17 protein-coding genes are annotated in these 18,321 nt (G+C 66.5%); all 17 read right to left on the bottom strand.

Annotated features, from left to right (window positions below):
• Positions 1 to 25: 25 nt before the first annotated feature.
• The 17 genes from SD196_RS09030 to flhB all read right to left on the bottom strand — a co-directional run bounded on the left by SD196_RS09030 (position 26) and on the right by flhB (position 18,320).
• Positions 26 to 910 carry a DMT family transporter gene (locus SD196_RS09030; protein ID WP_416311281.1) on the bottom strand — a complete coding sequence of 295 codons (885 nt, stop codon included), beginning with the start codon at positions 908 to 910 and terminating at the stop codon, positions 26 to 28.
• Positions 911 to 1,103: 193 nt separating this feature from the next.
• The gene (locus SD196_RS09025; protein WP_275607928.1) at positions 1,104 to 1,514 is read right to left on the bottom strand and encodes a DUF2802 domain-containing protein; all 411 of its coding nucleotides are present in this window, start codon (positions 1,512 to 1,514) and stop codon (positions 1,104 to 1,106) included.
• A gap of 1 nt (position 1,515) precedes the next feature.
• On the bottom strand, positions 1,516 to 1,995 hold the full coding sequence (locus SD196_RS09020; RefSeq protein ID WP_015476565.1) for a chemotaxis protein CheW: 480 nt from the start codon (positions 1,993 to 1,995) through the stop codon (positions 1,516 to 1,518).
• Between the two features lie 68 nt (positions 1,996 to 2,063).
• The gene (locus SD196_RS09015) at positions 2,064 to 2,978 is read right to left on the bottom strand and encodes a CheW domain-containing protein (RefSeq protein WP_275607929.1); all 915 of its coding nucleotides are present in this window, start codon (positions 2,976 to 2,978) and stop codon (positions 2,064 to 2,066) included.
• A gap of 91 nt (positions 2,979 to 3,069) precedes the next feature.
• Positions 3,070 to 3,858, bottom strand: a complete 789-nt coding sequence (locus tag SD196_RS09010; protein WP_343577910.1) for a ParA family protein — start codon at positions 3,856 to 3,858, stop codon at positions 3,070 to 3,072.
• Between the two features lie 49 nt (positions 3,859 to 3,907).
• A complete protein-coding gene (motD, locus tag SD196_RS09005) occupies positions 3,908 to 4,792 on the bottom strand; it encodes a flagellar motor protein MotD (RefSeq protein ID WP_416311280.1) in 885 nt (294 codons plus the stop codon).
• A gap of 14 nt (positions 4,793 to 4,806) precedes the next feature.
• Positions 4,807 to 5,547, bottom strand: a complete 741-nt coding sequence (locus SD196_RS09000; RefSeq protein ID WP_275607932.1) for a flagellar motor protein — start codon at positions 5,545 to 5,547, stop codon at positions 4,807 to 4,809.
• The gene (locus SD196_RS08995) at positions 5,547 to 6,665 is read right to left on the bottom strand and encodes a protein-glutamate methylesterase/protein-glutamine glutaminase (RefSeq protein ID WP_275607933.1); all 1,119 of its coding nucleotides are present in this window, start codon (positions 6,663 to 6,665) and stop codon (positions 5,547 to 5,549) included. Before SD196_RS08995 ends, SD196_RS09000 begins: the two co-directional genes overlap by 1 nt.
• A gap of 56 nt (positions 6,666 to 6,721) precedes the next feature.
• The gene (locus tag SD196_RS08990) at positions 6,722 to 8,947 is read right to left on the bottom strand and encodes a chemotaxis protein CheA (protein WP_416311279.1); all 2,226 of its coding nucleotides are present in this window, start codon (positions 8,945 to 8,947) and stop codon (positions 6,722 to 6,724) included.
• A 31-nt stretch (positions 8,948 to 8,978) separates the two neighbouring features.
• Positions 8,979 to 9,764 (bottom strand): protein phosphatase CheZ, encoded by a 786-nt coding sequence (locus SD196_RS08985; RefSeq protein WP_275607935.1) that lies wholly within the window; start codon positions 9,762 to 9,764, stop codon positions 8,979 to 8,981.
• Positions 9,765 to 9,783: 19 nt separating this feature from the next.
• A complete protein-coding gene (locus SD196_RS08980) occupies positions 9,784 to 10,158 on the bottom strand; it encodes a chemotaxis response regulator CheY (RefSeq protein WP_085988857.1) in 375 nt (124 codons plus the stop codon).
• A 176-nt stretch (positions 10,159 to 10,334) separates the two neighbouring features.
• Positions 10,335 to 11,084: an RNA polymerase sigma factor FliA gene (gene fliA / locus SD196_RS08975; protein ID WP_275607936.1), complete on the bottom strand. Its 750-nt coding sequence runs from the start codon at positions 11,082 to 11,084 to the stop codon at positions 10,335 to 10,337.
• A complete protein-coding gene (gene fleN, locus SD196_RS08970) occupies positions 11,081 to 11,911 on the bottom strand; it encodes a flagellar synthesis regulator FleN (protein ID WP_015476555.1) in 831 nt (276 codons plus the stop codon). The genes fliA and fleN overlap by 4 nt, the downstream gene beginning before the upstream one ends.
• 168 nt (positions 11,912 to 12,079) lie before the next feature.
• Positions 12,080 to 13,390 (bottom strand): flagellar biosynthesis protein FlhF, encoded by a 1,311-nt coding sequence (gene flhF, locus SD196_RS08965; protein ID WP_331317265.1) that lies wholly within the window; start codon positions 13,388 to 13,390, stop codon positions 12,080 to 12,082.
• 15 nt (positions 13,391 to 13,405) lie between these two features.
• Complete coding sequence (gene flhA, locus SD196_RS08960; RefSeq protein ID WP_416311278.1) at positions 13,406 to 15,529, bottom strand: flagellar biosynthesis protein FlhA; 2,124 nt, start codon at positions 15,527 to 15,529, stop codon at positions 13,406 to 13,408.
• A gap of 265 nt (positions 15,530 to 15,794) precedes the next feature.
• The gene (locus tag SD196_RS08955) at positions 15,795 to 17,060 is read right to left on the bottom strand and encodes a TPM domain-containing protein (RefSeq protein WP_416311277.1); all 1,266 of its coding nucleotides are present in this window, start codon (positions 17,058 to 17,060) and stop codon (positions 15,795 to 15,797) included.
• A 123-nt stretch (positions 17,061 to 17,183) separates the two neighbouring features.
• Entirely contained in the window at positions 17,184 to 18,320 is a 1,137-nt protein-coding gene (gene flhB, locus SD196_RS08950) for a flagellar biosynthesis protein FlhB (protein ID WP_416311276.1), read from the bottom strand.
• Position 18,321 lies beyond the last annotated feature (1 nt).

The following is an 18,321-nucleotide window of genomic DNA, read 5'->3' as shown; positions in this document are numbered from 1 at the left end:
ACTACAACGAGCCAGCCGCCGGCCCTCAGCGCCGCTTCAATACCAAGGCCACACCGCTCAGTGTCAGGGTCATGGCGAGGATTTCCCGCGTGCCGATGGCGTCGCCCAGCATGACGGTGGCGGACAGCACGCCCAGCAGGGGCACCAGCAGCATGCCGGTTGCCGCCACGGAAGCCGGAAGGCGCTGCAGTGCCGCGAACCAGGTCAGGTAGCAGACGCCCATGGGGACGAACGTCATGTAGACCATGCAGGCAAGCGGGCCGGGACCCAGGGCATCCAGGCGCGGATGCTCGAAGGCGATGCCGAACACCAGCATCGGCAGGCACCCCAACCCGACCTGCCACGCCGTCGAGACGATCGGCGCCAGCGGGAATGGCCCGCCATTGAGCACCGTACCCAGCGCGAACAGCACGGCGGCGGCCAGCGCAAAGCCGACACCGAGCGCCTGCCCCGGAGCGATGGAGAGGCCGTGGGCGCTCAGCAGCACCGTGACACCAGCCAACCCCAGCAGCAGCGCGGCAAAACCGCTCGCCGTGGGGCGTATGCCGCGCAACGGCCAGGCCAGCAGCGTGACCCAGATCGGCATCGTGTACACCAGCAGCACGCCTTCGCTGACGTTGATCCACTTCATGGCTAGCGTGGAAAAGCCCATCCAGGCGAAGACGTTGGTAAAGGCAGCCGCTGTGAGCCGGGGCAACGCCTGGCGCTCCGGGATCAGCCGCTGCCCTTGCAGCGCGGCGATGGCGACCAGTACGACGGCGGCGATCACCCCCGCCAGCCCGCGAGAGAATAGCGGCGGCCAGACCTGCAGGAGCAGCTTCATGGCAGGCCAGTTGATCGCCCAGCCAGTGGCGGTGACCAGCAGACAGGCGATACCGGGAAGGCGCGAATCAAGGTGCGGGCGGTGCATGCGGGTCAGTGCCTTTCCCTGAGCAGATCAACGACATGCGCACACCACACGGGCTCAGCCGCCAAGGGCATGGCGGCACGCAGGGTTCATCGGTATTGGCGCGGACAAAGGGGGCTCACGTTGCACCGGCCAGGAGCCTTTGTCGAGCAGCGCGTCGGGGCGAGTCGCACGCGCACTCGCCAAGGTCGCAACCCTACTCGCGCTCTTTGCCCTGATGCAGGCGCGCGACCAGTTCGGCCTCGGCCTGGGACAGCCCGCAGCTCTGGGTCAGGTCGGAAGCGGAAGCGCCCATGCCGACCAGGCGCGCGGCCTGGCTGAAGGACAGGCTGGCGGGATCGCGCTGCTCCATGCGCGTCACCCGCTCGGGCAGCGGCGCGAGCTGCTTGCCCAGGTCGCGCAGTTCCTCGCCCATGCGGACGTTGACCTGCTGGTAGGACTCGATGCGCTTGCCCAGCTCCTTCAGGCGCTGTTCGAGCGCATCGACCTGCTGGGCCTGCGCCGCCGTCTGCGCCTGCTGGACGCGCTGCCGCCCCGCCAGCCAGACGCAGGTCCCGGCAAGGCCCACGCAGGCCAGGCCAAGGATCGCCAGTGCAATCAACAGCACGTCAGATGCTCTCCAGCTCCGACCACTCTTCCTCGGTCATCATCTTGTCCAGCTCGACCAGGATCAGCAGCTCGCCGTTCTTGTTGCACACGCCCTGGATGAACTTGGCCGACTCCTCGTTGCCAACGTTCGGCGCGGTCTCGATCTCGGACTGGCGCAGGTAGACCACCTCGGCGACGCTGTCGACCAGGATGCCCACCACCTGCTTGTCAGCCTCGATGATGACGATGCGGGTGTTGTCGGAAACCGGCGCCGGGTCCAGGCCGAAGCGCTGGCGGGTGTCGATCACGGTCACCACGTTGCCGCGCAGGTTGATGATGCCCAGCACGTAGCTCGGGGCACCGGGCACCGGCGCGATCTCGGTGTAGCGCAGCACTTCCTGGACCTGCATCACGTTGATGCCGTAGGTCTCGTTGTCCAGGCGGAAGGTGACCCACTGCAGAATCGGATCTTCGGCACCTTGCGCAGACGTTTTCTTCATATCCCCTCGCCTCTTCTGGTACCACGCCGGCGGCGGCGTGGTGGCTTTCGTTTAACGGATCGACGCACTCAGTGCTGAGGGCGCCGCGTTGCGCCGCTGGCGATCAGCTCGGCCAGTGCCGAGACATCCAGCAACGCGCACATCTGTTCGATCACCGTGCCGGCCAGCCACGGGCGCTGCTGGCGCTGGGTGCGCCACTTCACCTCGGACGGGTCCAGGCGGATCGAGCGGCTGACCTGGTGCACCGCCAGCCCCCACTCGTAGCCCTGCACGGAAATCACATACTGCAAGCCTTCGCGATAGTCGTCGCGGTAGCGCTCGGGCATCACCCAGCGCGCGGTGTCCAGCACCTTCAGGTTGCCTCCCTGGTTGCCCGGCAGGATACCGAGGAACCAGTCAGGCTGACCGAACAGCGGGGTCAGCTCGTGGCCCGCCAGCGGGTAGATCGAGCCCAGGCAGACCAGCGGCACCGCCAGGGTCAGCCCGGCGACGTCGAACAGCAGGCATTCGAAGGGTTCGGCGGCCCACACCGGGCGACCGTTATCCAGCAGCGCCAGCGGCGCGGATGGCAGCTCGGCGCTGCCCGGCTGGCGCAGCTCGATGACCTGCGCGCCCTGCGCCGGCGGCACTACCTCGGCGGGCGGCGCCAGCATCGGTTCGGGCTCGGGCTCCAGCGTCCGCGCAACGGGTTCGCGGGCGAAGTTCAGGCGGGCATCGCGCACCTGCTCCTCGAACACCGCGGCTTCGAATTCATCCAGGCTGACGCTGTCGCGTTGCGGCTCCACCAGGGACGGCTGGGCCTCGACGACCTCCGGCGCGACGGGTTCGACGCTGGCCAGGGCGACCGGCGCCGGCGCTTCGGGCGCGGCAACGGGAGCCGGGGTGGGGTCGCCTGCGAACTCTTCGAAAGCATCCTGCAGCAGCGCATCCAGGTAAGACTGCAGCGCGAGCTGGGGACGCGTGGCGGTAGCGGAACGACTCATGATTGATGACCGCGCAAAGGAACATTCCAGCCTATCGGCCGCCGGATGACGAGACTTGAACCATCCCGTCGGAAATTCATGCTCGCCATGCTCAGGCCACCTGCGCCGCCGGCACCTGCGCCAGCAGATGCTTGAGCAGCGCGCGGTAGGCGATCACGCCCCGGCTGTTGGCATCGTTGCGCGACGGCACCAGGCCGTGGCGGCTGGCGTCGCGCAGCTTGGTGTCCACCGGGACGAACGCCTGCCAGAGCGTATCGGGATAGGTGTCGCGCAACACCCGCAGCGCGCCCAGCGAAGCCTGGGTGCGGCGGTCGAACAGGGTCGGCACGATGGTGAACGGCAGCGCCTGCTTGCGCGAGCGGTTGACCATCTTCAGGGTGTTGACCATGCGCTCCAGGCCCTTCAAGGCGAGGAACTCGGTCTGCACCGGAATCACCAGGTGCTGGCTGGCCGCCATCGCGTTGACCATCAGCACGCCGAGCAGCGGCGGGCTGTCGATGATCGCGTAATCGAATTGGTTCCACAGCTGCGCCAGGCTCTTGGCGATCACCAGGCCAAGACCGTTCTGCCCCGGCGACTGGCGCTCCAGGGTGGCCAGCGCAGTGCTCGATGGCAGCAGGCGCACGTTCTCGTGGCTGGTGGGCAGCAGCAGCGACTCCGGCAACCCCTCGGGGACGTTGCCCTGGTGCAGGAACAGGTCGAAGACGCTGTGCTCCAGGGTGTCCGGGTCGTGGCCGAAGTAACTGGTCATCGAACCGTGCGGGTCGAGGTCGACGATCAGCACGCGCTTGCCGGCGTCGGCCAACAGGCCCGCCAGGGCGATGGAGGATGTGGTCTTGCCGACGCCACCTTTCTGGTTGGCTACCGCCCAGACTTTCATAGTGCTGGCTCCCCGCTGGCACAGGATCGGTTCAGGGGTGTCATGCCGCTCACTCCCCTGCCGCCGATGACGAAGATTTGACGGCGCCACTGCCGGGCGCCTCGCTGACAACCACTGGTGCAGGTTGCGTGCCAGCATGTCGCAACGCCGGGTCCGGCTGCGCCTTGCCGCTGCCCACGCCGCTCACCGCGCGACGTACCTCGAGGTTGCGGGAGATCACCAGCACCACCCGGCGGTTGCGGGCGCGCCCTTCGGCCGTCGCATTGTCCGCTACCGGTTGGAATTCACCATAGCCCACCGCGGCCAATCGGCCGGCATCCAGCCCGTCCTGGGCGAGCATGCGCACGATGCTCGCGGCGCGGGCGGCCGACAGCTCCCAGTTGGTCGGGTACTGGCTGTTGTGGATCGGCACGTTGTCGGTAAAACCTTCGACATGCACCGGGTTGCGGTAAGGCGCCAGAATCCTGGCGACCTTCTCGACGATGTTGAACGCGGTGTCGTTGGGAATCGCATCGCCACTGGGGAACAGCAGGCTGGAATTGAGGGTGATCTCGATCCAGAACTCGTTGCCGCGCACGCTGACCTGGTCGCTCTTGATCAGCTCGCCGAACGCCTCGCGCATGCTGCTGGCGATCTGTTCCAGGGTATCCGGACTGCCCTGGGCCTGGCCGTCATCCATCGGTTCGTTGAGCGACTGGTCCGGCTGCTGGGTGCGCGGCCGTTCCTCGCCGATGGGGATCGGGCGGACCGCGCGATCTGGCTGGTTGAACACGCCGGTCAGGGTTTCCGAGAGAATCTTGTACTTGCCCTGGTTGATCGAGGAGATCGAGTACATCACCACGAAGAAGGCGAACAGCAGGGTGATGAAGTCCGCGTAGGACACCAGCCAGCGTTCGTGATTCTCGTGTTCCTCGTGACGTCTGCGGCGAGCCATCTGCGTGTGCTCCCTCAGCCGACGAAGCCTTGCAGCTTCAGTTCGATGGAGCGCGGGTTCTCGCCCTCGGCGATGGACAGCAGGCCCTCCATCAGCATCTCGCGGTAGCAGGACTGGCGGTGCACGATGCTCTTCAGCTTGTTGCCCACCGGCAGCAGCAGCAGGTTGGCCAGGCCCACGCCATAGATGGTGGCGACGAAGGCCACGGCAATGCCGCTGCCCAATTGGCTGGGGTCGGCGAGATTGCCCATCACGTGGATCAGGCCCATCACCGCGCCGATGATACCGATGGTCGGCGAGTAGCCGCCCATGGCTTCGAACACCTTGGCTGCCGCCAGGTCGCGGGTTTCCTGGTTGTACAGGTCGACTTCGAGGATGCTGCGGATGGCCTCCGGCTCGGCGCCATCCACCAGCAGTTGCAGGCCCTTGCGCGCATAAGGATCGTGTTCAGCGTCGGCGACGGTTTCCAGCCCCAGCAGGCCTTCCTTGCGCGCGGTCATGCTCCAGCCCACGACATGGTTGATGCCGCCGACCAGGTCCACCTTGGGCGGCAGGATGATCCAGCGCAGCATCTGCACCGAGCGCTTGAGCACCGCCACCGGGGTCTGCAGCAGTGCGGCGGCCAGGGTGCCGCCCATCACGATCAGCGCCGCCGGGCCGTTGGCCAGCGCGCCGACATGCCCGCCCTCGAGGAAGTTGCCACCGACGATGGCGACCAGCGCGAGGATCAGGCCGACAATGCTGAGGACATCCATCAGCCGCAGGCCTCGGTGAGATGGCGACCGATGTCGTCCAGGCTGTACACCGCATCCGCCAGGCCGGCCTTGGCGATCGCCATGGGCATGCCGTAGATCACGCAGCTGGCTTCATCCTGCGCCCACACCTGGCTGCCGCCCTGCTTGAGCATGCGCGCGCCTTCGCGGCCATCGGCGCCCATGCCGGTGAGGACCACCGCCAGCACCTTGTCGCCGTAGGCCTTGGACGCGGAACCGAAGGTCACGTCGACACAGGGCTTGTAGTTGAGGCGCTCATCGCCGGGCAGGATGCGCACGGCGCCACGGGCGTCGACCATCATCTGCTTGCCGCCGGGGGCCAGCAGGGCCACGCCGGGGCGCAGCAGGTCGCCGTCCTCGGCTTCCTTGACGGTGATCTTGCACAGCTTGTCCAGGCGCTCGGCGAAAGCCTTGGTGAAGGCCGCCGGCATGTGCTGGATCAGCACCAGCGGCGCGGGGAAGTTGGCAGGCAGCTGGGTCAGGACCCGCTGCAGCGCCACCGGCCCACCGGTGGAAGTACCGATGGCCACCAGCCGGTAGGGCTTACGCTTTGGGGCGGCGGAGGTCGCCGGGGCCGGGGCGGCCGGCGCATGGCCGCCACCCGACGAAGCGGGAGCGGTCTGGCGCAGGGCGCTGCCGGCAGGCGCCGGGGCGGAAGCCGGAGCGCTCGTGGAATACGAGGCGTAGGCGGCGAAGCGGCGGTTGCTCCTGGCGATGGTGTGGACCTTCTCGCACAGCAACTGGCGGACCTTGTCCGGGTTGCGCGAGATGTCCTCGAAGTTCTTCGGCAGGTAGTCGACCGCGCCGGCATCCAGCGCGTCCAGGGTCACCCGCGCGCCCTCGTGGGTCAGCGAGGAGAACATCAGCACGGGGGTCGGGCAGCGCTGCATGATGGTTCGTACGGCGGTGATGCCGTCCATCAGCGGCATCTCGTAGTCCATGGTGATCACGTCGGGCTTGAGCGCCAGCACCTGGTCGATCGCCTCGCGGCCATTGGTAGCCGTGCCGACCACCTGGATCTGCGGATCGGCGGAGAGAATCTCCGAGACACGGCGGCGGAAGAATCCCGAATCGTCCACCACCAGGACTTTGACAGCCATAGACACTCCTGAATGAAGCCTTGCCACGCGCGCGGGCGTCCCCGCGCACGCAAGAATCAGATACGCCGCGCGTAGCGCTTGAGCATGCTCGGCACATCGAGGATCAGGGCGATCCGCCCGTCACCGGTGATGGTTGCCCCGGCCATGCCCGGGGTGCCCTGCAGCATCTTGCCCAGCGGCTTGATCACCACCTCTTCCTGGCCCACCAACTGGTCGACCACGAAGCCGATGCGCTGGGTGCCCACCGAGAGGATCACCACATGCCCCTCGCCCGGCTCCTCGTACTGGGCGCCCGGCACCAGCCAGCGCTTGAGGTAGAACAGCGGCAGGGCCTTGTCGCGGACGATCACCACTTCCTGGCCGTCGACCACGTTGGTGTTCGACAGGTCGAGGTGGAAGATTTCGTTGACGTTCACCAGCGGGAAGGCGAAGGCCTGGTTGCCCAGCATCACCATCAGGGTCGGCATGATCGCCAGGGTCAACGGGACCTTGATGACGATCTTCGAGCCCTGGCCCTTGGTGGAATAGATATTGATGATGCCGTTGAGCTGGGAAATCTTGGTCTTCACCACGTCCATGCCGACACCGCGGCCGGAGACGTCGGAAATCTCGGTCTTGGTCGAGAAGCCCGGAGCGAAGATCAGGTTGTAGCAGTCGGACTCGGAGAGGCGGTCAGCCGCGTCCTTGTCCAGCAGGCCCTTCTCCACGGCCTTGGCGCGCAGCACGTCCGGGTCCATGCCTTTGCCGTCGTCGGAGATCGACAGCAGGATGTGGTCGCCTTCCTGTTCGGCGGACAGTACCACCCGGCCGGAGCGCGCCTTGCCAGCGGCTTCGCGCTCGTCGGGGCCTTCGATGCCGTGATCCACCGCGTTGCGCACCAGGTGCACCAGCGGGTCGGCCAGAGCCTCGACCAGGTTCTTGTCCAGGTCGGTCTCTTCGCCGATCAGCTCCAGGTTGATCTCTTTCTTCAGGTTGCGCGCGAGGTCGCGGACCTGACGGGGGAAGCGGCCGAAGACCTTCTTGATCGGCTGCATGCGGGTCTTCATGACCGCCGACTGCAGGTCGGCAGTGACCACGTCGAGGTTCGACACGGCCTTGGCCATCGCCTCGTCGCCGCTGTTGGCGCCCAGGCGCACCAGGCGGTTACGCACCAGCACCAGTTCGCCGACCATGTTCATGATTTCGTCGAGACGCGCGGTGTCCACCCGCACGGTGGTTTCCGCTTCGCTGGCCGGCTTCTCGGCAGCGGCGACCGGGCGCGGCGCCTCGGCTGGCTTGGCGGCCTGGGCCTTCACCGGTGCGGCAGGCTTGGCCGGCGGCGGCGCGGCGGCCGGTTTGGCGGCGGCGACCGGTTCTTCCTTCGCGCCGGTGAACTGGCCCTTGCCATGCAGCTCGTCGAGCAGCTTCTCGAATTCGTCGTCGGTGATGTTGTCGTTGCCGCCGGCAGTGGAAGCCTCGGTGGATTTCTCTGCTTTATCCACAGGCGCAGCAACGGCCGGCTCTTCCTTCGCGCCGGTGAACTGGCCCTTGCCATGCAGCTGGTCGAGCAGCGCTTCGAACTCGTCGTCGGTGATGTCGTCACCCGAACTGGAGGCCGGAGCGGCTTCGCTCGCGGCGGGCGCGGCGGGCGCGGCGGGCGCGGCGCTGGCGGGCGACTGGACGCCGCCGAACTGACCCTTGCCGTGCAACTGGTCGAGCAGCGCCTCGAATTCGTCGTCGGTGATGTCGTCGCCACCGGCACCCGCCGATGCCGCGGGGGCGTCGGCGGCGGGTTCGAGCGCATCCATCAGTTGCTCGAACTCGGCATCGGTGATGTCGCCGTAGGCTGCCGGAGCCGCCGGCGCTGGCTCGACTACGGGCTCGGCGGCCGCCGGAGCTTCGGCCGGCGCGGCGTTCGGATCAGCCAAGCGCGACAGGGCAGCGAGCAGCTCCGGCGTAGCCGGGGTCGGCTCCTGCGCGTCACGCACCTGCTGGAACATGACGTTGACGGTATCCAGCGCCTGCAGCATCACGTCCATGAGTTCGGCATCCACGCGGCGTTCGCCCTTGCGCAGCATGTCGAAGACGTTTTCGGCGATGTGGCAGCACTCCACCAGCGCGTTCAGCTGGAGGAAGCCGGCTCCGCCCTTGACGGTATGGAACCCACGGAAAATCGCATTGAGCAGGTCCATGTCATCGGGTCGGCTTTCCAGCTCGACCAGTTGCTCGGACAGTTGCTCGAGGATCTCGCCGGCCTCCACCAGGAAGTCCTGGAGGATCTCGTCATCGGCGTCGAAGCTCATTCGGTGCTCCCTCTACAGCGTCAGGCGACGCTTAAAAACCCAGGCTGGACAACAGGTCATCAACGTCGTCCTGACCGGATACGACGTCTTTTCTTGTATCGGCAGCGATCTGCGGACCTTCACCCTTGGACGATCTTTCTTTTTCGACGGCCTCGCTCATGCCCTGGTAGTCATGCTCGATACCGGCGTAGCGGTCCACCTGGCCGGCCATCCAGACCAGCTTGACCAGGTTCGACTCGACCTCGGTGACCAGTTTGGTGACGCGCTTGATCACCTGCCCGGTGAGGTCCTGGAAGTCCTGCGCCAGGAGGATGTCGTTGAGGTGCGCGGAGAGCTTGCGGCTGTCCTGGGCGCTGATGTAGAGGAACTGCTCGACGCGCTTGGCCAGGTCACGGAAGGCCTCGGGCCCCAGCTCGCGGCGCATGAAGCGCGCCCAGTCTTCCTGCAGCTCCTTGGCCTGGGTTTCGATGTGCATCACCACCGGGGTGCACTCTTCCACCAGGTCCATGGTGCGGTTGGCCGCCTTCTCGGTCATCTTCACCACGTAGGAAAGACGATCGGTGGCGTCGGCGATCTGCGACATTTCCTCGGCGTGGCGGGAATTGGGATCGATCTGGAAGTTGACGATGGCGTTGTGCAGCTCGCGGGTGAGCTTGCCGACTTCCTGGTAGAGCCCGCGATCGCGCGCCTGGTTGAGCTCGGAAATCAGCTGCACGGCGGTCTGGACTTCACCACGATCCAGGCAATCGACCAATTCGCGCGCGTGTTTTTTCAGGGTCGACTCGAAGTCACCCGCGGATTCGTTGACGAGATCCATAACGCCCTCTCTGTCAGCCTTAACTGCCGACCCGCTCGAAAATCTTCTCGATCTTTTCTTTCAGCACCTGAGCGGTGAAAGGCTTGACCACATAACCGTTGACCCCGGCCTGGGCCGCTTCGATGATCTGGTCGCGCTTGGCCTCGGCGGTGACCATCAGCACCGGCAGGTGCTTGAGGCGCTCGTCGGCGCGGACCGCGCGCAGCAGGTCGATGCCGGTCATGCCGGGCATGTTCCAGTCGGTGACGAGGAAGTCGAAGTTGCCGCTGTGCAGCATCGGCAGCGCAGTGGTGCCGTCGTCGGCTTCTGCGGTGTTGGTGAACCCCAGGTCCCGCAGGAGGTTCTTGATGATGCGCCTCATCGTGGAGAAGTCGTCCACGATGAGAATTTTCATATTCTTGTCCAAACCGACCTCCATCGATACCAGGCACGTCCTGGCGGGCGTGCCGTCAATTCATCGAGCGCCGTGCGCTCATCCCGTGTGGGCGGCGTCAAAGGGACGTCGCCCGGAAGAATTCTGAAACCTGCGTCTGAAGCCTGAGAAAAATCCGACGCGAAACTACCCGAACCTCAGTGCGCGCGCCACTCCGCCAGACGTGCCCGCAGGCGCGCGGCGCATTGGCTGTGCAGCTGGCTGACCCGGGACTCGCTGACCCCCAGCACTTCGCCGATCTCCTTGAGGTTGAGTTCCTCGTCGTAGTACAGGGCCAGCACCAGCCGCTCACGCTCGGGCAGCTTGGTGATGGCGTCGGCCAGCGCCGCCTGGAAGCGTTCGTCTTCCAGGCCGTGGGAGGGCTCGTTGCCCTGGTGCGAAGCGTCTTCGGCCAGGCCACTGCCCTGCTCGCCGTCCTGCAGCAGATCGTCGAAGCTGTACAAGCGGCTGCCCTGGGTGTCGCTGAGAATGCCGTAATACTCTTCGAGACTCATATTGAGTTCGGCAGCGACTTCCTGATCTTTAGCGTCACGACCGGTTCTGGCCTCGACGGTGCGGATCGCGTCGCTGACCATGCGGGTATTGCGGTGCACCGAACGCGGGGCCCAATCGCCCTTGCGCACCTCGTCGAGCATGGCGCCGCGGATGCGGATGCCGGCGTAGGTCTCGAAGCTCGCGCCCTTGCCGGCATCGTATTTCTTCGCCGCTTCCAGCAGGCCGATCATGCCGGCCTGCATCAAATCCTCCACCTGCACGCTGGCCGGCAGGCGGCCCAGCAGGTGGTAGGCGATACGTTTGACCAGCGGCGCGTACCGCTGGATCAGTTGGTCCTGGGAGTTCTGCGCCTGCGCCTTGCTGTACATACGCGCTCCGGAGGCCGTCATCATACGGCCGAACCCGTGGTTGGATGCTGCACCAGGCGCTCGACGAAGAACTCCAGGTGCCCACGCGGGTTGGCCGGCAGCGGCCAGCTGTCGACTTTCTGCGCTATCGCACGGAAGGCCAGGGAAGCCTTGCTGCGCGGGAACGCCTCATACACCGAACGCTGCTTCTGCACCGCCTTGCGCACCGACTCGTCGTACGGAATGGCGCCCACGTATTGCAGCGCCACATCGAGGAATCGGTCGGTGACCTTGGTCAGCTTGGCGAACAGGTTGCGGCCCTCCTGGGGGCTGTGGGCCATGTTCGCCAGCACGCGGAAGCGGGTCATGCCGTAGTCGCGGTTGAGCAGCTTGATCAAAGCGTAGGCGTCGGTGATCGAAGTGGGTTCATCGCAGACGACCAGCAGCACTTCCTGCGCGGCACGGACGAAGCTCACCACCGAGTCGCCGATGCCGGCGGCGGTATCCACAACCAGCACGTCGATGTTGTCGCTGATGTCGCTGAATGCCTGGATCAGGCCGGCGTGCTGCATGGGGGTGAGGTGCACCATGCTCTGCGTGCCGGAGGCCGCCGGAACGATGCGAACGCCGCCGGGGCCCTGGAGGATCACGTCGCGCAGGTCGCACTCGCCTTCGATGACATCGGCCAGGGTGCGCTTGGGGGTCAGGCCCAGCAGCACGTCGACGTTCGCCAGGCCCAGGTCGGCGTCCAGCAGCATGACGCGGCGGCCGAGGTCGGCCAGCGCCAGTGACAGGTTCACCGACACGTTGGTCTTGCCGACACCACCCTTGCCACCGGTGACTGCGATTACCTGTACAGGATGCATGCCCATATCAATACCTTGTCTCGTCATTCAGCCGCCGCGCCCCCTGGCGCTGCGGCCCTGCCGGCCGCGGTGCTCTACCGCTTCCGGCGTTCGCGGATCGTCTCCCAGAGCATCCGCCTCGCCGGGCAGCCCACCTGGCCGCCCGTCACCCCACCATGGGGCCGTTCAATTCGTTCAGCTGGCGCGGCGCACCGGCTGCTGGTACAGGCCGGCGAACAGCTCGGCCATGGCGTCCTCGCTCGGCTCTTCCGGCGCCTGCAGGCTCACCGCGCGACTGACCAACTGGTGGCTGCGCGCAACCTGCAGATCATCCGGAATCTTCGGGCCGTCCGCCAGATAGGCTACCGGGAGACGCTGGCCAATTGCCAGAGCGAGCGCCTCGCCAAGGCTGCCAGCCTCGTCCAGCTTGGTCAGGATGCACCCGGTCAATCCGCACGAACGATAGTTCTGCCAGGCGGCCTTGAGTACCTGGCTCTGGCTGGTCGCGGCCAGCACCAGGTAGTTCTTCACATTCAGGCTCTGCGCCGCCAGGGCTTCGAGCTGCATGCGCAGCGCCGGATCGTTGGCGGGCAGGCCGGCGGTATCGATCAGCACCAGGCGCTTGCGCGCCAGCGGCGCCATGGCCTGGATCAGCGACTGACCCGGATCGACCAGGGTCACCGGAACGTTGAGGATGCGGCCAAGGGTCTTGATCTGCTCCTGGGCGCCGATGCGGAAGCTGTCCATGGACACCAGGGCAATGCTCTGCGCACCGTATTTCAGTACGTAGCGCGCCGCCAGCTTGGCCAGGGTGGTGGTCTTGCCCATGCCGGCCGGGCCGACCAGCGCAACCACCCCGCCCTGCTCCAGCAGGTCGATTTCCGGAGTGTTGATGGAGCGCGCCAGGTGCGCCAGCAGCATGCGCCAGGCCTGCTTCGGATCGGCGATGGAGGCCACCTTCTCCAGCAGGCTGCGCGACAGGTCCGCCGGCAGGCCCATGCGCTGCAGGCGGCGCCACAGGTTGGCCTGTTTCGGACGCTGGTTCTGCAGCTGGTTCCAGGCAATGGAGCCCAACTGCACTTCGATCAGTTCACGCAGACCGTTGAGCTCGAAGCGCATGGCTTCCAGCGCCTGCTGGCCGACGTTGGCGGCAGCCGGCGCAACCGGGGCGGCCATGGCTTCCGCCAGGGTCTCGGCAGCACTGCGGCGCGGCGCCGGCGCGTCGTACATTTGACGGTCCTTGCTCACGGCCTCGCTCATGCGGGTCGGCTCGCTCAGCTCGGCCCTGGCCTGGGCGATGCGCGCCTGGGTCTTGCGCAGCTCGGCTTCCAGCGCCGGGTTCGGCTTGCTGGCCGCCGCCGGGGCCTGGTAGTCCAGCGCCGCGGTCAGTTCCACGCCACCGGCGACACGGCGATTGCCGATGATCGCGGCGTCCGGGCCCAGCTCGTCACGGACCAGTTTCATGGCCTGACGCATATCGGCGGCGAAGAAGCGTTTTACCTGCATGGCCTGCGACCTCAATCAGTTCTGCCCAACGGTGGCGACGATCGTCACTTGTTTGTTGTCCGGGATTTCCTGGTAAGCCAGCACGTGCATGGTGGGGACCGCCATCCGCGCGAATCGGGACATCATCGCGCGGACGGGACCGGCCACCAGCAGGATCGCCGGCTTGCCGAGCATTTCCTGGCGCTGCGCCGCCTCGACCATCGAGCGTTGCAGCTTTTCCGCCATTCCGGGTTCCAGCAACATGCCGTCTTCGGAGCCCTGTCCGGCCTTCTGCAGACTGTTCAGCAATATCTGTTCCAACCTGGGTTCCAGCGTGATCACAGGCAGCTCCGGCTCTAGTCCCACAATGGTTTGCACGATTGCGCGGGACAGCGCGACACGAACTGCCGCCACCATGGCGGCGGGATCTTGACTCTTGGCGGCAACGTTGGCGATGGCCTCGGCGATGGTGCGGATGTCGCGCACCGGCACCTGCTCCTGCAGCAGCGCCTGCAGGACCTTGAGCAGGGTCGACAGGGAAATCATCCCCGGCACCAGCTCTTCGGCGAGCTTGGGCGAGGTCTTGGCCAGCAGTTGCATCAGTTGCTGGACTTCCTCGTGACCAAGCAGTTCGTGGGCGTGCTTGTGCAGCACCTGGTTCAGGTGGGTGGCGACCACGGTGCTGGCGTCCACCACGGTGTAGCCCAGGGACTGCGCCTGGTCGCGCTGCGAGGCCTCGATCCACACGGCTTCCAGACCGAAGGCCGGGTCCTTGCCGGCGATGCCGTTCAAGGTGCCGAACACCTGGCCGGGGTTGATCGCCAGCTCGCGGTCCGGGTAGATCTCGGCTTCGGCCACACTGACACCCATCAGCGTCAAACGATAGGCGTTGGGCAGCAGGTCGAGGTTGTCGCGGATGTGCACCGACGGCATCAGGAAGCCCAGGTCCTGGGACAGCTTCTTGCGCACGCCCTTGATCCGCGCCAGCAATTGGCCACCCTGGTTGCGATCCACCAGCGGGATCAGGCGGTAGCCGACTTCCAGGCCGACCATGTCCACCGGGGTCACGTCGTCCCAGCCCAGCTCCTTGGTTTCCTGGGCGCGCTGGGCCGGCAGCAGCTCCTGCTGGCGCTGGGCTTCCTGCTCGGCCTGCTGCGCCGCCTGGCGCTGGCGCCGCCAGATCAGGTAAGCGCCGCCAGCGGCCAGGCCGCCCAGGCCGACGAAGGAAATGTGCGGCATGCCCGGCACCAGGCCCATGGCGATCAGGATCGCGGCGGAGATGGCCAGCGCCTTGGGCGAGGCGAACATCTGCCGGTTGACCTGCTGGCCCATGTCCTCGGCGCTGGACACGCGGGTCACCATGATCGCCGCGGCGGTGGACAGCAGCAGCGACGGCAGTTGCGCCACCAGGCCGTCACCGATGGTCAGCAGGGCGTAGACCTTGCCGGCATCGCCGAAGCTCATCGAGTGCTGGAGCATGCCGATGGCCACGCCACCGATGAGGTTGATGAAGAGGATCAGCAGGCCGGCGACGGCGTCACCGCGAACGAACTTGCTGGCACCGTCCATGGAGCCGTAGAAGTCGGCTTCCTGGGCCACTTCGGCGCGGCGCTTCTTGGCTTCCGCCTGTTCGATCAGGCCGGCGTTGAGGTCGGCGTCGATGGCCATCTGCTTGCCGGGCATGGCATCGAGGGTGAAGCGCGCGCTCACTTCGGAGATACGCCCGGCGCCCTTGGTGACCACCACGAAGTTGATGATCATGAGGATCGCGAAGACCACGATACCGACCACGTAGTTGCCGCCGATCACCACCTCGCCGAAGGCCTGGATCACCTTGCCGGCGGCGGCGTGGCCGTCATGCCCGTGGAGCAGCACCACGCGGGTGGAGGCGACGTTCAGCGCCAGGCGCAGCAGCGTTGCGACCAGCAGGATGGTCGGGAACACGGCGAAGTCCAGCGGCCGCAGCGCGTACACGCAGACCAGCAGGACCACGATGGACAAGGCGATGTTGAAGGTGAACAGCACGTCCAGCAGGAACGGCGGGATTGGCAGGGTCATCATGCCCAGCATGGCCAGCAGCAGCAGCGGCACGCCGAGATTGCCCCGGCCCAGGCCCGCCAGATTGCTGCGAACGTTGCTGATCAGTTGCGTGCGGTCCACCCTTGACTCCCCTGCCCTGCGGCGGATCTTGCGCCCGCCGGATCAAACTTTTGACGCCCAGGAGGGCGTTTGCAGGGGATTTAGCAGGAAGCGTTCCAACTTTTTCGAAGCGGCGGAAATACCCGTTCCAGAGGCCCGTAGGGCGTACAACCGTTCGCGGTTGTACGCCGATACACCACGCATTCCGACGATGCCCCAGTCCGGCCCGGAGCACCCCGAAACCAAGGCCAATCGGCGTATAACGCGGAGCGTTATACGCCCTACCTCACCAGCTCCCTGAAGCGCCGCCTCCGCCACTGGAGCCACCGCCGCCGGAATAGCCGCTACCGCTACTGGATGACGAGCTTCCGCCACCACTGGAACCGGAGCCCGAACTGGAGCCTCGGCCGATGATGAAGGCGAACAGCATCGGGAAGTACAGCATCGGCAGCAGCGCCAGCGACTCCGGGAATTCGCCGAGGTGTTCGACGATACCGGTGATGGTCATGACGAACGCACCGATACCCGAAGCCAGCGCCAGGCGAATGAGGAACTCCAGCCGGCTGCGCTTCCAGGCGGCATGGGCGAGGACGAAGGGCAAACACAGCAACGCCAGCCCAAGGGTCAGGCCGATGGGGCCTGCCAGGCCATACAGCAGCACCTCGGCGCCGTACCGGCTGGCACCCACCGACAGCGCCACGAGATAGCCGACGATGGCGCCGACGATCCAGGCGGACTTGCGCGAAGACGCCGCCAGGGCGCCGACGGCCCCGCCCAGCGCCATGCAGAACGACACGGCCATGAAGAACAATGGCGCGGTCTTCAGGCCTGCGCCAAACGCCAGCAGCACCATCAGCCCTGCCGACACAGCGACGACCACACGGGCGGCCAGCAGTTTGCGGCGCAACGCCACGCCCGCCACCGCGCCACAGCCCAGGGCGATCAGCAGCAGCCAGCCCTCGCGGGTCAGGCCGCTGTCATGACGCTCCTCCGGCAGCGTTTCGCCATCGATCAGCCGCTCCAGGACGCCCACCGCGCGCTCGATGCCGCCGGCGAAGTCGCCCTGGCGAAACGCCGGAACCATCTCATCGCGAATGATGCGTCCAGCCGTGACATCGGGGATGGCCCCCTCCAGCCCGTAGCCCACCTCGATGCGCATGGTCCGGTCGTCCTTGGCCACCAGCACCAGCACGCCGTCGTCCACGCCCTGGCGCCCCAGGCACCACTGTTCGAACACCCGCGTGGCGTATTGCTCGATACTGTCCTCACCGGTGCTGGGCACCATCAGCACGGCGACCTGCGAGCCCTTGCGCTGCTGCAGAGCGAGCAGGCGTTGCTCCATGGCCGCGATCCAGACCGCATCCAGGGTCATCGTCAGGTCGGTGACTGGACGCTCCAGCACGGGCACGGCCACCGTCTGCGCAAAAGGTTCCCGCGCGGCGTCGGCGGCGACTGACTCGGCCACCGGCTCTTCGCTGAATGCTCCGGCGTGGACCACGGGGGCGCTCAACAGCATGAGCAGGCAGAATACGAGGCGAATCCAGTCGTTCATTCCTTCCATCCCTGAAGGCAGTGAGGCCGACGCAATCGAGTCGGCCATGGGAAGCGTAATGCTGGAGACAGATAGTACGCTCGAACAGAAACCGCAGAACCGTTCGCCGGACCGATGCAGGCCTCACTCGTCCCGCCGCAGGTCCGGCGGAATCGGCAGGTCCGGCATCGGCCCCGGACGCTTGCCCTTGCCGGCGCGGAACTGCTTGAGCTGGTACACGTAGGCCAGCACCTGGGCAACCGCGAGGTAGAGACCGGCGGGAATCTCGTGGTCCAGTTCGGTGGAGTAGTACACCGCCCGCGCCAGCGCCGGGGACTCCAGCACCGTGACCTTGTGCTCCTGGGCCACCTCGCGGATCTTCAGCGCCATGAAGTCGTTGCCCTTGGCCAGCAGCTTGGGCGCCCCCGTTGCGCCGGGGTCGTACTTGAGGGCGACGGCGAAGTGCGTCGGGTTGGTGATCACCACGTCGGCGTCCGGCACCGCCTGCATCATCCGCCGCTGCGCCATCTCGCGCTGCATCTGGCGGACCTTGGCCTTGACCTCCGGCTTGCCCTCGGAGTCCTTGTACTCGTCGCGCACTTCCTGCTTGGTCATCATCAGCTTCTGGCGGTTGTCCCAGAGCTGGTAGGGCACGTCCACGGCGGCAATCAGCAGCAGGCTGCAGGCCAGCCAGAAGGCGCTCCAGCCGACCACCCGGGCGCAATGCACCAGCGCCTGCTCGGTGGGCTCGTGGGCCATCGCCAGCAGGTCGTCCTTGTCCGACTGCAACACCAGGATCGCCACGGCGAGCACCACGGTGAACTTGATCAGCGCCTTGAACAGCTCCAGCAGGGACTTGGCCGAGAACATCCGCTTGAGCCCTTCCAGCGGGTTCAGGCGGCTGAACTTGGGCGCCAGCGCCTCGCTGGAGAACAGCCAGCCGCCCAGAGCCACCGGCCCGAGCAGCGCCGCCACCAGCAGCAGCGCGAGGATCGGCCACAGCCCCTCTCCGGCGATCTGCGCGGCATTGGCCAGCAGCCGGAGCATGTTGTCGCTGTTCATCACCGTCTCGCGGGACAGCTCGAAGCTGCCGCGCATCAGGCGCATCAGTGCGTCCGCCAGGCCCGCGCCATAGATCAGCAGGCCGCCGGCGCCGGCGACGAGCACAGCGAGGGTGTTCAGCTCCCGCGAACGCGGCAGCTGGCCTTTCTCGCGCGCCTCCCGGCGCCGTTTCTCTGTAGGTTCCTCTGTCTTGTCCTGACCGCTCTCGCTTTCCGCCATC

Source organism: Pseudomonas macauensis (assembly GCF_047902425.1).
Taxonomy (GTDB): domain Bacteria; phylum Pseudomonadota; class Gammaproteobacteria; order Pseudomonadales; family Pseudomonadaceae; genus Pseudomonas.
This window is presented reverse-complemented; position numbering and strand designations above follow the sequence as displayed.

Excerpts from the sequence above, each read along its gene's own strand:
- SD196_RS09015 (WP_275607929.1), bottom strand. The coding sequence starts at position 2,978 with ATGAGTCGTTCCGCTACCGCCACGCGTCCCCAGCTCGCGCTGCAGTCT.
- SD196_RS09020 (WP_015476565.1), bottom strand. The coding sequence starts at position 1,995 with ATGAAGAAAACGTCTGCGCAAGGTGCCGAAGATCCGATTCTGCAGTGG.
- SD196_RS08955 (WP_416311277.1), bottom strand. The coding sequence starts at position 17,060 with ATGAACGACTGGATTCGCCTCGTATTCTGCCTGCTCATGCTGTTGAGC.
- flhF (WP_331317265.1), bottom strand. The coding sequence starts at position 13,390 with ATGCAGGTAAAACGCTTCTTCGCCGCCGATATGCGTCAGGCCATGAAA.
- SD196_RS09030 (WP_416311281.1), bottom strand. The coding sequence starts at position 910 with ATGCACCGCCCGCACCTTGATTCGCGCCTTCCCGGTATCGCCTGTCTG.
- motD (WP_416311280.1), bottom strand. The coding sequence starts at position 4,792 with ATGGCTCGCCGCAGACGTCACGAGGAACACGAGAATCACGAACGCTGG.
- fliA (WP_275607936.1), bottom strand. The coding sequence starts at position 11,084 with ATGATGACGGCCTCCGGAGCGCGTATGTACAGCAAGGCGCAGGCGCAG.
- fleN (WP_015476555.1), bottom strand. The coding sequence starts at position 11,911 with ATGGGCATGCATCCTGTACAGGTAATCGCAGTCACCGGTGGCAAGGGT.
- SD196_RS09010 (WP_343577910.1), bottom strand. The coding sequence starts at position 3,858 with ATGAAAGTCTGGGCGGTAGCCAACCAGAAAGGTGGCGTCGGCAAGACC.
- SD196_RS08985 (WP_275607935.1), bottom strand. The coding sequence starts at position 9,764 with ATGGATCTCGTCAACGAATCCGCGGGTGACTTCGAGTCGACCCTGAAA.
- SD196_RS08980 (WP_085988857.1), bottom strand. The coding sequence starts at position 10,158 with ATGAAAATTCTCATCGTGGACGACTTCTCCACGATGAGGCGCATCATC.
- flhB (WP_416311276.1), bottom strand. The coding sequence starts at position 18,320 with ATGGCGGAAAGCGAGAGCGGTCAGGACAAGACAGAGGAACCTACAGAG.
- SD196_RS08990 (WP_416311279.1), bottom strand. The coding sequence starts at position 8,947 with ATGAGCTTCGACGCCGATGACGAGATCCTCCAGGACTTCCTGGTGGAG.
- SD196_RS09000 (WP_275607932.1), bottom strand. The coding sequence starts at position 5,547 with ATGGATGTCCTCAGCATTGTCGGCCTGATCCTCGCGCTGGTCGCCATC.
- SD196_RS08995 (WP_275607933.1), bottom strand. The coding sequence starts at position 6,665 with ATGGCTGTCAAAGTCCTGGTGGTGGACGATTCGGGATTCTTCCGCCGC.